A 12,996-nucleotide genomic window follows, 5' to 3' on the forward strand; every position below is an offset into this window, starting at 1 on the left:
TCTTTTTTCTAAATAAATTTTTATATTTTTTATGTAACAAAAAAAAAAACAGATCGTCCAATAGGCATGGAATCAAATTATTATACATTAAAGAGAGAAGACAACCAATTATTGGTTATCACACACTTAGCTCAATTATTGACTTGCTTAACAGGTTTTGGTGGACTAATAGTGCCATTGATTCTTTGGGCAACACAAAAAGACAAGGTAGAAGAGATGGATGACCATGGAAAGGCTATCATTAACTTTCAGTTGAGCCTTATTGTTTATGCTATAATCTGCATCCCATTGATCCTTTTATTTGGATTAGGGATTCTATTACTAATCCTATTAGGTATTGTATCTTTTGTTCTACCTATTATCAATGCTATAAAAGCAAGCAATAAAGAAACACCATATTACCCATTATCTCTTAATTTTGTTAGTTAGTTATTTTATTAATGAGGTAAATAAAAACGCTCACCGTTAGGATGAGCGTTTTTTGTTTTTTTTTGGTTAGTAAGGGTTGGTTTATAACTCTTCTCCTGCATCAACATCTTTTAAAAAGTCAATCAATCCTGGAAAGAAATGCTCTTGATCATCGTATTGTGATAAATGACTACCATTAGGACAATGTAAGTAGCGTCCATTTTGTACTTCATTGGCTAACCATTCCATTTGCTTTGGATCCATGGTATCATATTGAGCACCAATAGTTAATGTAGGTACTGTAATTTCACTTAGTCGATCCTTAACATCCCAGTTTTTAAGCCGAGCATCTCCTTTAATACCAAACTCACTCGGGCCTTGCATGGTAACATAAACATCAGGGTTTAAATGTGCAAAGGTTCTATTGACTGAATTTGGCCATTGATCTACAGGCATTCTTATGACGTGCTTGGTGTAATAATTATTAACAATTAAATCCAAATAGCGCTCGTTAGAATAGTCTTCTTGTTCCTCAAAATCCATAATTTCCTTTAATATGTCTTCTGGTAATTGTGGTGCTAATACATCTTCAGAGTATTTTTGGTAATCAGGGATGGAGGGTACCATATTAGAAATGATTAGTCCTTTTAAGTTATCTTGATATTTTAAAGCATATTGTAAGCCTAAAATACCACCCCAAGACTGACCAAACAGATAGAAATTATCTTTGTTTAGTCCCAAGGCAACACGTACCTGTTCTACTTCTTCAACAAAGCGATCTAATTCCCAAAGTGAAAGGTCGTCCGGTTGATCGCTATAATAAGATCCTAATTGATCATAATAGTAATACTCTATACCTTCTTGAGGAAAATAGCCATCAAAAGATTCGTAAAGCTCATGGGTCGCTCCCGGGCCACCATGCAATAGCAGTACTTTAATCTTTGGGTTGTTTCCTATACGCTTGGTCCAAACATTAAATGTGCCTTTTGGTGTTTCTATTGGAATCATTTTGATGCCTCCAGTAAACTGGTCATCATGTGCAGAGGGATCGTGGTATTCTGATACCAATAGTCCTTCCTCTTTGGTGTCATCCATTACGGGTTCTGTTGTTTCGGTTTTACACCCCCAGAACAAGGCGCAAAGAATAAAAATTTTGAATAACGCTTTCATAGAACACTATTTTTTGCCAGCGATAAGGCTTCCTAATAAAGCCAAGACCCCTAAGCCAATAGTAATATAGGCATCGTTATTATCTTGTGCTTCAATTCCGAAATCGCCTATGCTTACTGATGCTTCTGGCGATACCACTTTATAAATTCCGTAGGCAATTAAGATGACGCCAACGACCAACAAAATGGTTTTAATTGTTTTGTTCATTTGAAAAGTTTTTAAGTTAGTTAATTGAAAGATAGTTAATATTTGTGACAGTTGAATTTTCTGTACAAAAAAAGCCTAACTCAAAAAGTTGGGCTTTACTATAAAAAACTAGTGTCGTTTTAACTATTGAGCATTACTGGCATTACGAGCATGGTCACTTGTTCACCATCATCTAAACCGTCAGTTGGAGTTAAAATCCCTGCTCTGTTAGGTAAACTCATTTCGAGTTGTACATTTTCTGAACCGAGATTGTTAATCATCTCAGTTAAGAAGCGAGAATTAAAGCCTATTTGCATATCATCACCTTGATAATCGCAAGTTAAACGCTCTTCTGCTTTGTTGCTATAATCTATATCTTCTGCAGAAATGTTAAGCTCAGCACCAGCAATCTTTAAACGAATTTGATGCGTTGTTTTGTTAGAAAATATACTGACACGACGCACAGAGTTTAAAAACTGTGTTCTATCAATAACTAACTTATTAGGATTTTCCTTTGGAATTACCGCTTCGTAATTCGGGTATTTACCATCAATTAATCGGCAAACCAATTCGGAATTTTCAAAGATGAATTTAGCATTAGAGTCATTATACTCAATAAGAACATCATCTTCGCTTCCTGCCAAAATTCCTTTTAAAAGTGTAAGAGGCTTCTTTGGCATAATAAATTCTGCAACTTCAGTAGCAGACACATCTTCTCTCGTATATTTTACCAACTTATGAGCATCGGTTGCAACAAAGGTTAAATTATCTTGAGAAAATTGAAAGAATACACCACTCATCACAGGACGCAAATCATCATTACCAGCTGCAAAAATGGTTTTACTGATGGCTGTGGCCAAAATATCTCCCATTATCGTTGTCGTACTTGGGTCTTCTAAAGCAATTGCTTTAGGAAACTCAGCACCATCAGCATAAGCCAAGGCGTATTTACCGTGGTTAGAGCTAATTTCAACCGTATTGTTATCTTCAACAACAAAGGTCAAGGGCTGCTCAGGGAATGTTTTTAAAGTATCTAACAATAATCTTGCTGGTAAAGCGATACTTCCTTCAGAATCACTCTCTACGTTTAGGGTAGAAGACATGGTCGTTTCCAAGTCACTAGCAGAAACGGTTAACGTCGATTCTTTTAATTCAAAAAGGAAATTATCTAAAATTGGAAGCGTATTGCTGTTGTTTATAACTCCGCCTAAAACCTGAAGCTGTTTTAGTAAATACGTGCTCGATACTATAAATTTCATCCGTTATTGTTAAATAGTTTAATGGCTAGACGGTTTTACCGTCAAATAGTTTAGTTTTTTTAAGAATTGGCTACCGTATAGCTTACCAAATCCTACTACAAATATATCTTAATACTAGGGTTTTGTAAAACAAACTTATTAACAATAAATTACTTTCAAAGCCGTAAACTCAGAGTATAAATTCTTAATCCGGTTAAGTGTATTTTCTTTGTCTTAAATAATTAAAAACAAATCCAAAAGCAGCGAGTAAAAGTAATGGAATAACAATGTTAATAAACTGCCATTTTGTTTTCTCATCTTCAATACGTTCAGTGTCCAAAAAGGCGACACTAACATCTTTAGAACGAATGTTTATAAGTCCGGAGTCATCCAAAAGGTAATTCACTGTATTTAAAAGGAACTCCTTATTGCCGTACGAACGACCCGTTAAGCGGTCAAAGCCTAATTGTAACGGTCTATTGCGAGATACTTCATTTTTTATGACATCACCATCAGCAATAACCACCATTTTTGATGATATGCCTGTTGACTTAAAATCCTTTAGCTGAAAAGGTAAGATACGTTTGTCATAAACACTTGTAAATTCACCTTCCAATAGAACAGCTAAATTTTGTGAACCACCGTTGTAATTAGCTTCATCCAAATCTTGATTTGGCCCTGGTAGGCTTACTGATTGTAGTGGTCCCACAAGTTGTGTCTTACTTGAAGAGTGCACCAATACTTTTTTTGAAATGCCGTTTTTAAGCGTATCAATCTGACTTGTAAAATCGAATTTTATAATATTAAGATTGTTTGAAATAGGATGGTTTGGATTTGCAGTTCCCAATGGTGAATACTGCCACTGTACGGGTTGAAATTGAGCATTAGTCCCTTCACCAAAGGCCAAGGTTATTGGGGCGGAGTAGAGGTCTTTTACTAAGTTTTGATTGATGCGAACTCCGTACTTAAAGAAAAAATCATTTAAGTTTAAATCTCTCGCTATAGTCACGGAACTTCCTGTTGGATTAAGAAGGCTATCCTGTTCCATAATAATGGATTCCGTTAACCAAAGACTTTTACCACCATTGATTGTAAATTGATCTAAAACCAATTTTTCTTCTTCTGTAAACGGTTGTGTTGGTTTGGCAGATATAATTAAATCAAACTCCTTGAGCTTTTTTAAAGTTCCTACTGCATTTGTCGATACGCTATCTAAAGTAAATGCAGCAATATTGTAGTTTTCCTTTACACTGGTTAAAAAATCAGCCACATAAATATCGTCTAATTGCCCATTGCCTTTTAAAACTGCAATTTTTTTGGTTTTTGGTTTAATAATCTTGTTGAACGCATCTGCAAAAGCATATTCTAAATGCTGAATGGAATTAACAATTTGTCCCTGTAAATCTACTGTAAGACTCTTTTTTAAGAATGGAATTTTTACGGTTTCATCTCCATAACTGGCAAATCCCCATGGAAAAATGAGTTCTTGTGTTACCTTGCCACTTACTTGTTGACTATTGACGTAGGGTTCTAATCCACTACGTGTCAATTCCTGGATGTTTCGCTCACGCGTAGCTTCATCTTCGAGTGGATCTATATAATTGACTTTAATCCTTGGGTTGATTGTCTGAAATTCTTCAATAAGCTGTTTTATTTCAGTTTGAAGTAATCTAAATTCAGCGGGTAGGTCTCCTTCCAAAAACACATCAATGATGAGTGGCGATTCAGCAGATTCTACAATCGTCTCTGAAGTTTCGGATAGCGTATAACGTCCATCTTCCGTAAGATCAAAGCGCTGATATACTGAATTGCTCAGAAGGTTGATTCCTATTAAGATAACAACAGTGACAACAACTATAATACTATTTTTCTTATTCTTCAGCATCGAATGTTATAGGTTCTTTATAGGTTCTTAGCGCAAAAACTGTATCTGCCTTAAAGGTGATCTCAATATTATTCTTTTGGTCATTGAAAGCTCCTGGTTCAATACCCAAACCATAATTCCAGCGATTTTCGTCATGTTGCTTTTTGGCATCATCCCAAGATAACCACTCGTGCTTTCCCAAGAGGCCTTCAACATCGGCTTTGGATAAGCCAATCAAGGTGTCACTTTCAATGGTGTGGTCTATTAATTCGTAACGCAAAGCAGGTTTTTCTACCCAAGCTTCAGCGTTAAAATACTTTTGATGATGGTAACTGCTTACAATATTTATAAATGGATATACCAAATAAAAATACACAAATGGGGTCAACACAAGACTAATAAGTATGGTAAGCCATTTCCTTTTATCTACTGTGTTTAAAAACAAAAACAGTAGTATAAAAACTACAAGCATTGCTATGACTAAAACTGGGGTTATAATCATCGCTTATAGGATTTTATATTTAGCTTAGTTAGAATGATAAAGAAAGCGGCTATACTCAGAAAATAAATCAAATCCCGTGTATCTAACACACCACGGCTCATACTTTTAAAATGCGATTGCATCCCTAAATTTTCAAAATATAGGTTATTTCCAAAGAGGTTAAAGTTTGCTATGCCATCAAATCCAAAGTAGAAAAAGAAGCAAATAAATATGGCTACAATAAAAGCGACTATTTGGTTGTCAGAAAGGCTAGAGGCAAAAACACCAATGGCTGTATAAGAGGCCACTAAAAACAACAGCCCAAAATAAGACCCTAAAGTACTGCCGACATCTAAGTTACCGATAGGGTTTCCAAGTTGATATACTGTGTACACATAAAGTAATGTTGGAACGATAGCAATGATTACAAGGACTAACGCACCAAAATATTTACCTAAAACAATTTGTAAGTGGGAAATTGGCTTGGTCAAAAGCAATTCTAAAGTGCCTTGTTTTCGTTCATCGCTAAAGCTGCGCATCGTAACTGCGGGTACCAAAAAAATAAGTATCCAAGGAGCCAGTAAAAAGAAAGATGAAATATCAGCATAGCCATTATCTAAAATATTGAATTCACCTTTAAATACCCATAAAAACAGTCCGTTAAGTACCAAAAAGACGGCAATCACCAAATAACCGATAGGGGAAGCAAAAAATGTGTTTATTTCTTTTTTAAGTACGGCGAACATAAATTAGTATTCAGTATTTGGTAATAGTTTTGATTTCTTATCTCTTATCTCTTATCTCTTATCTCTTGTTTCTTGTCCCTTATTATCTTCTAACCTCTCACATAAGCGAAGCGACCTTATCGACGCTCCAGGCTTCTGGTTTATCATTAAACAAAGGTTTTGTCTTTGCCCAAACGCTCTTAAATAATTCAGAATGTCTATAGGCTTCCAAATGGTTTTCAGACGTCCAATAACTATACGTAAAAAAGATAGTGCTATTGTGCCTTGCTCTTAGTAATTCCAACCGCTGACACCCGTCAAAATTTCTAATTTTTTCTTTGTTGGCTTCAAAATTACTTAAGAAATCATCAATCTTTTCAGGTTGAAAACTCATTTTTACAATTCTTACTAACAACGTTTCTTGCATGCTATATCTTATCAAAGGTGACTGTTACGGTATCTAAAGCTCTTAATCCCATGAGTGTAGAAGCACTACCAACCGTATCACTATTGCTTTTATAAACAGCGATTTCTAAATATCCTGAAGCGTTAAAGACCACCAATCCACGGCCCTCGTCATTACGCTTTTCTTCTGGGATTTCAAAATTAACAATATCGCTGTATTTGGTATGGATTGTTTTGAATTTATAGTTGCGCGCAGAAATTTCAAAACCTCTTGTCTTTTGAATGTTTTCAAAAAATTTCTGGGTAATATTAGTGATAACATTACCGTAATTATCTATATAAATAACACTTCCTATAATTTGATTTTTTTCATCGTTGACAAAAGGGATCAAATTCTTAATTGGTTTTATAGTGTTAATAACTTTTCCGATGACCTCCAAGGTACCTCCACGTGCAATATGGCATGCTACTTTTACAAAAACGTCCAACACCGGAAAGCTCGTTTCTATTTTATCATGGATATTAATCTCAACTATTTTAGCAGGAGCAATTTCCTGACAGATCATACTCATAATACCATTGTTAGCACATATAAAGTAATGCTCATCTAAATGGACTGCAATATGCTTATTTTCAGGGTTTAACTCAGAATCAATTCCTATAACATGTATCGTGCCTTTTGGAAAACTTTTGTAGGCATTTTGAATAATATATGCGGCTTCAGCTATATTAAATGGCGAAATAGAATGAGAAATATCTACAATTTTAACGTCCGAAAGCTCACTATAAACAGCCCCTTTTATAGCTCCTGCAAAGTGATCTTTTTCTCCAAAATCAGTCGTTAATGTTATTATTGGCATCAGTTGATTGTTGATATTTTTTTGGGGTACTGAGTATTAAAATTATTAGATTTGTTGAGACACAAAACTAATAAAACTTAACAGATATATTCACTAAATTAAAATAGCTTTTGAACGAAATCATCTTAGAACTTGAAGAAATTTCACCTAAGGAATTTTTCGGCGCCCAAAACGCCAATATCGAACTACTAAAAAAATACTTCCCTAAACTTAAAATTGTCGCAAGAGGTAATAAAATTAAGGCCTTTGGTGACGAAGACCATCTCGAAGAATTTGACAATCGTATGACCATGCTCATGACTCATTTTAGCAAGTATAACAAACTTGATGAAAATTCTATTGAGCGTGTGTTAACTAGCGAAAGTAGTGAGGATTATAATACCTCTGACCAAAGTGGAGAAGTCATTGTCCATGGAGTTAATGGAAAATTAATCAAGGCTCAAACCGTTAACCAACGTCGACTAGTAGAGAGTATGCGCAAAAACGATATGGTATTTGCTATTGGTCCTGCTGGAACAGGGAAAACCTATACCGGAGTTGCTTTGGCTGTACAAGCCCTGAAACGGAAGGAAGTAAAACGTATCATTTTAACACGCCCGGCAGTAGAAGCGGGAGAGAACCTAGGTTTTTTACCAGGTGATCTTAAAGAAAAGCTAGATCCTTATATGCAACCCTTATACGATGCATTACGAGATATGATTCCGGCTGAAAAATTAGCGAACTATATTGAAAATGGGACGATTCAAATTGCACCGTTGGCATTTATGCGTGGACGTACATTAGACAATGCCTTTGTCATCCTGGATGAAGGACAAAATACGACCCATAACCAAATGAAGATGTTTTTAACCCGTATGGGTAAAAACGCCAAGTTTTTATTGACAGGTGATCCCGGTCAGGTTGATTTACCACGTCGTACCATTTCTGGGTTAAAAGAAGCCTTGTTAATTCTAAAGAATGTGGATGGTGTTGGCATTATTTTCTTAGATGATAAGGATGTCATCCGTCATAAATTGGTTAAGAAAGTCATCGAAGCCTACAAGAGTATTGAAAATAGAGAATCCTAAGTCGTAATAATGTCTAGTATAGCTAACAAAACAATTACTGATACTAATTTCCAGTTTCCAAATCAAAAAGGATTGTATAAAGGAAAAGTTAGGGAAGTCTATAATATTGATGAAAAGTTCTTAGTCATGGTCGCTACTGACCGTCTAAGTGCTTTTGATGTTGTGATGCCCAAGGGTATTCCGTATAAGGGCCAAATCTTAAACCAGATAGCGACTAAAATGATGAAGGCAACTGAAGATGTTGTGCCTAATTGGTTGGTGGCAACTCCAGACCCCAATGTAGCCGTGGGTCATTTGTGTGAGCCGTTTAAGGTAGAAATGGTTATTAGAGGTTATATGTCCGGCCATGCTGCGCGGGAGTATAAAGCCGGTAAACGAACACTTTGCGGAGTATCTATGCCAGACGGCATGAAAGAAAACGACAAGTTTCCTCAACCAATTATAACGCCTGCAACAAAGGCGGAAATGGGAGAGCACGATGAGGACATCTCTCGTGAAGATATTCTTAAGCGAGGTATTGTCTCTGATGCCGATTATGCCACTTTAGAAGATTATACCTATAAATTATTTCAGCGCGGTTCGGAAATCGCAGCGGAACGTGGTTTAATTCTGGTTGACACCAAATATGAATTCGGAAAAACCAAAGACGGTAAAATTGTATTGATTGATGAAATCCATACACCAGACTCATCGCGCTATTTTTATGCAGATGGTTATGAAGAACGTCAAGCAAAAGGAGAATCCCAGAAACAACTATCCAAAGAGTTTGTACGCCAGTGGCTGATTTCCAATAATTTTCAAGGGCTAGAAGGGCAGACTCTTCCTGAAATGTCCGACGACTATATTGAAACCGTTAGTGAGCGTTATATTGAACTCTATGAAAACATAACAGGAGAAGCCTTTGTTAAAGCTGATGTTTCAAATATTCAGACCCGTATTGAAACTAATGTGCTGAATTATCTATCACAATAGCTTATTCTGGTTTTACAGGCGAAGGCACAATATTTTCAATAGGCTTAATGGATTTTAGATAATTGTATATCGCTTCAATATCTGCATCATTGAGACTTGCATACGTCTGCCAAGGCATTGGTGGCAATAATAATCTACTACCTTCTAATCCTTTGTATTTGCCTTTTTGCATTGCTAATTTAAACTGATCTAAGCTCCAAAGACCAATACCTGTATCGTCTGGGGTTAGGTTTCCAGCAAAGGAGATGCCCCATGGTCCCATGGTAGCTGTTAAATCTGGATGGGGGAATAATACGCCTTTTGATACAATGTCACCATCGAAAGTTGCCTTAGGTCTATCCGATGGGTAGCCAGATAATAATCGGCTCATATCGAGTTGTGGTCCTTGGTCGGTCATCATTTTTGGAGTATGGCAGGCATTACAGTCCATTGCCGTTACTAAATACTTTCCGCGCTCTTTTGAGGTGTCTTCAGTGACTTCTTCTTGCTCATAATCTACTTGAGCTGGTTCTGTGTTTTCATTTTTGCAGTTTGAAAAAAGTAGTAGCACAAGGGCTAAAGTGAGCATTGATTTCATAATAGAACAATTTTAGTTATTATACTTTACTCGGTAGTTTTCCGAATTTATCTTTAAAGCTTTTTGTGAAATAGGAAAGGTTAGTATAACCTACTGAATATGCGATTTCGGATACAGAGCCTTCCTTTTGTTTCAGCATTTTATGAGCCTCGTTAAGTCGGATTTCAACAATCAGTTGATTTGCAGATTTATTCACTAAAGCTTTTAATTTTCTATGATATTGTGAACGGCTAAAGCCTACTGCAGCAGCTAAATCCTCTACACTAAGCCCTTCATTGTCTAAATTCTCTTTTATAAATGCGGCTGATTTTTGTAAGAACTGATCATCTAAATTGGAGAGTTCTAAATTCTCTACACTGGTTAAATCCGACGCTTTAAAGTAATTCCACTGACGTTCTCTATTCGTAATAAGATTCTGAATATTAACCAATAATTCTTCAGCATGGAAGGGCTTCGTCAAATAAACATCTGCACCTTGGTTTAAGCCTTCCATTTTATTATTATGCCCCGCTTTTGCTGTCAATAGAATTATTGGGATATGACTTGTTTTGGTATTTAGCTTGAGTGAATGGCACATTTCGTAGCCGTCTTTTTTTGGCATCATCACGTCAGACAATATCAAATCAGGAATATGTTCTATGGCCATGCGCTCACCTTGCAGTCCATCTTCAGCTAATAAAAGCTGATAATTTTCACCTAAAATATCTGTTATAAAATCCCGTAGATCCGAATTATCTTCAACAATCAATATCAATTTATCACTTGACTTGGACGAAATAACCTTTGTGTTAACTTTCGATTCGTCGAGAAAGTCCTCTATAGTAGTTTCTGAGTATTCTACGGTATTAGAATCAACAACCATGGCGATATCTTTTGGTAGATGTTCCATAGTATAAGGAAGTCGAACTTTAAACGTAGTTCCTTCTCTTTTACGACTGTTTATATTGATTTGTCCGTTATGAATATCTACAATTTCTTTTGTTAATGCCAACCCAATACCAGAACCTTTAGTCTCCGTACTTTCACTACGATAGAACCGTTCAAACACATGCTTCATTTCTTCAGCGGACATCCCTATACCCGTATCAGAAATCACAATGGTATAATGTGAGTCGTCGTACCTAAGAGAAAAATTCACCATGCCGCCTTTAGATGTAAACTTAAAGGCGTTGGACATAAAATTGCTCAGTACCTTTTGCAGTTTATCCCTATCGTAAAATGCGATATCTATTTCTTCAGGAAAACTAGTTATTAAACTGATATTAGAGCGTTCTGCCATACTCTCAAATGAAAACACAATAGACTTTACAAATTGAATCAATCCACCTTGTTTTAAGCTTAAATGAATATTACCACTTTCCAACTTAGACAATTCTAAAAGTTGGTCTATTAAATGTTGAAGTCGGTCTGCATTATTACTTATAATATCTACTGATTTTTTAGAAAGCACCACATCACCATTTTCTGATGTTTTAGATTTTTTTGCAAATTGTAATGGACCAGATATTAAGGATAATGGTGTTCTAAACTCATGGCTAATATTAGCAAAGAACTTTGTTTTTACTTCGTCTAAATCTTTAACGCGTTGCATTTCAGCGTAGGTTTTTTGTGCTTCAAGACGTTCGGCTTCATTGGCCTTATTTAATACTTGACGCCGATAAGCAATGCCAAATGAGAAGATTACAATTTGAGCAAATATTCCCCACGAGTGTGCATCAAAACCTGGATACCCTATCCATCCTGCAGCCCATACACTTCCATATAACAATAGCATCAGTCCTATACTAGCACCAATACCAAAATATCTTGCAAAATTGTCCTTCCTAGTCGCTATAACTACACTCAAAATTAGAGCTGCAATGTTTGTAAAGACATGTATCTCTGCATGAAGTCCTACAGCCAGAAAACTTGGTCGTGCAGATGTAAATACAACTAAAAGGATTACAACAAAAATTTCTAGAATCATAAATAATGCTAAGCCTAAAATAAATTTATCTAGTAAAGGAAATTTAGTTTTAGATTGTATAAACGATCGCCCAAAAAACCAAAAAAGAAAGTAAACACTATTGGAGAAAAACATCCAAAAAACGAAACCAAAACGATGCACTGTGTCCAGAATTGCACCAGTAGCCATCAACACGGTCATACAACAGACAAATACCCATAACGAAAAAAATAGAAAAATGCGATCTTTCAAATACATGTATTGAAGTACATGATATAGTAAAATAATAAAAGTGACGCCAAACATGAAAATAAAAAAACTTGTGTTAAATTGATTTAATTCATGATAAAAAGGTTGAGAAGGCCCTCTAATATTCAATCTAAAGAAAGGTGGATAACCAAATTTGCTACCTTCAGCTTTTATTATTAAGGTCACTGTTTTGTGCAACGGGAAGTCATCCATGCGTATTCGATTTAACACCCAGTTCTCAGAAATATCACGCTCGTTCTTACTGTAACCATAGCCAGCTTTTTTATGAAAGATAAGAGCTTCATTTACAAACGCATAAATATCCACTTTTCCATTACCTTTTACCCAGGCTGGAGCTCCAGCAAAAATATCTATGAAATGAAGCGTCCAGCCTTTAAGGCTATCGTTAGTGCGTAAACGTAATTTTCCCCAAAGTAATTTTTGACCATGAAAATATCCTGGAAGTTCATTCCCTTTTAAATACAAACTAGAAGTGTCTTTTAATATATGGTTTACAGTTAAAGTTTGAGAAGAATCTGTATATACTCTTAAATACCTATCAATTTCATGAACAGGATATTTTGTATCTAAGTGATACACCTCTTGTGTATGCATAAGAGTTAAAGCAAAGAGGAATAGGATACAAGAAAAATACTGTTTCATCGATTGGCTCGTTTTCTAACCCACTAAAAAGGTACTAAAAATTCTTAAGTAGTGAATGTGCACTTCAAAATTCAAGATTGTGAATCAATAGCACTAACACTTTTGTTTCATAGACTGTAACTCATGTTGCATCCATTAATTTATCTGGTATTCTGAAACAATAGTGCTAAGCATTGCGACATTAAT

The 12,996-nt window shown here is 35.6% G+C and carries 13 protein-coding genes; 3 read left to right on the top strand and 10 right to left on the bottom strand.

Annotation, left to right across the window (positions count from 1 at the left end):
- Window positions 1–66: 66 nt before the first annotated feature.
- Window positions 67–429: a DUF4870 domain-containing protein gene (locus ACFEMA_RS07310; protein WP_411767430.1), complete on the top strand. Its 363-nt coding sequence runs from the start codon at window positions 67–69 to the stop codon at window positions 427–429.
- Between the two features lie 81 nt (window positions 430–510).
- Here ACFEMA_RS07310 and ACFEMA_RS07315 read toward each other — a convergent pair whose 3' ends face one another.
- From ACFEMA_RS07315 to ACFEMA_RS07350, 8 genes are all read right to left on the bottom strand, one after another.
- Window positions 511–1,578: a proline iminopeptidase-family hydrolase gene (locus ACFEMA_RS07315; protein WP_411767431.1), complete on the bottom strand. Its 1,068-nt coding sequence runs from the start codon at window positions 1,576–1,578 to the stop codon at window positions 511–513.
- A gap of 6 nt (window positions 1,579–1,584) precedes the next feature.
- Window positions 1,585–1,785: a hypothetical protein gene (locus tag ACFEMA_RS07320; protein WP_411767432.1), complete on the bottom strand. Its 201-nt coding sequence runs from the start codon at window positions 1,783–1,785 to the stop codon at window positions 1,585–1,587.
- 119 nt (window positions 1,786–1,904) lie between these two features.
- The gene (gene dnaN, locus ACFEMA_RS07325) at window positions 1,905–3,023 is read right to left on the bottom strand and encodes a DNA polymerase III subunit beta (protein WP_411767433.1); all 1,119 of its coding nucleotides are present in this window, start codon (window positions 3,021–3,023) and stop codon (window positions 1,905–1,907) included.
- Window positions 3,024–3,216: 193 nt separating this feature from the next.
- Window positions 3,217–4,887, bottom strand: coding sequence for a gliding motility-associated ABC transporter substrate-binding protein GldG (gene gldG, locus ACFEMA_RS07330; protein WP_411767434.1), 1,671 nt, complete (start codon window positions 4,885–4,887; stop codon window positions 3,217–3,219).
- Window positions 4,874–5,368 carry a hypothetical protein gene (locus ACFEMA_RS07335; RefSeq protein ID WP_411767435.1) on the bottom strand — a complete coding sequence of 165 codons (495 nt, stop codon included), beginning with the start codon at window positions 5,366–5,368 and terminating at the stop codon, window positions 4,874–4,876. Before ACFEMA_RS07335 ends, gldG begins: the two co-directional genes overlap by 14 nt.
- Entirely contained in the window at window positions 5,365–6,093 is a 729-nt protein-coding gene (gene gldF, locus ACFEMA_RS07340; RefSeq protein WP_411767436.1) for a gliding motility-associated ABC transporter permease subunit GldF, read from the bottom strand. The genes ACFEMA_RS07335 and gldF overlap by 4 nt, the downstream gene beginning before the upstream one ends.
- 97 nt (window positions 6,094–6,190) lie before the next feature.
- Window positions 6,191–6,487: a putative quinol monooxygenase gene (locus ACFEMA_RS07345; protein ID WP_411767688.1), complete on the bottom strand. Its 297-nt coding sequence runs from the start codon at window positions 6,485–6,487 to the stop codon at window positions 6,191–6,193.
- A gap of 13 nt (window positions 6,488–6,500) precedes the next feature.
- On the bottom strand, window positions 6,501–7,337 hold the full coding sequence (locus ACFEMA_RS07350) for an S-adenosyl-l-methionine hydroxide adenosyltransferase family protein (RefSeq protein ID WP_411767437.1): 837 nt from the start codon (window positions 7,335–7,337) through the stop codon (window positions 6,501–6,503).
- Window positions 7,338–7,447: 110 nt separating this feature from the next.
- On the opposite strand from ACFEMA_RS07350, the gene ACFEMA_RS07355 reads away from it, so the two are divergent.
- Together ACFEMA_RS07355 and ACFEMA_RS07360 are read left to right on the top strand one after the other, a co-directional pair.
- Window positions 7,448–8,404 carry a PhoH family protein gene (locus tag ACFEMA_RS07355; RefSeq protein ID WP_411767438.1) on the top strand — a complete coding sequence of 319 codons (957 nt, stop codon included), beginning with the start codon at window positions 7,448–7,450 and terminating at the stop codon, window positions 8,402–8,404.
- 9 nt (window positions 8,405–8,413) lie between these two features.
- Window positions 8,414–9,376 carry a phosphoribosylaminoimidazolesuccinocarboxamide synthase gene (locus tag ACFEMA_RS07360; RefSeq protein WP_411767439.1) on the top strand — a complete coding sequence of 321 codons (963 nt, stop codon included), beginning with the start codon at window positions 8,414–8,416 and terminating at the stop codon, window positions 9,374–9,376.
- Between the two features lies 1 nt (window position 9,377).
- On the opposite strand, the gene ACFEMA_RS07365 is transcribed toward ACFEMA_RS07360, so the two are convergent.
- Window positions 9,378–9,953: a c-type cytochrome gene (locus ACFEMA_RS07365; RefSeq protein ID WP_411767440.1), complete on the bottom strand. Its 576-nt coding sequence runs from the start codon at window positions 9,951–9,953 to the stop codon at window positions 9,378–9,380.
- A 19-nt stretch (window positions 9,954–9,972) separates the two neighbouring features.
- Complete coding sequence (locus ACFEMA_RS07370; protein ID WP_411767442.1) at window positions 9,973–12,810, bottom strand: ATP-binding protein; 2,838 nt, start codon at window positions 12,808–12,810, stop codon at window positions 9,973–9,975.
- Window positions 12,811–12,996: the final 186 nt, after the last annotated feature.

The organism is Winogradskyella sp. A3E31 (assembly GCF_046720935.1).
Lineage (GTDB): Bacteria > Bacteroidota > Bacteroidia > Flavobacteriales > Flavobacteriaceae > Winogradskyella.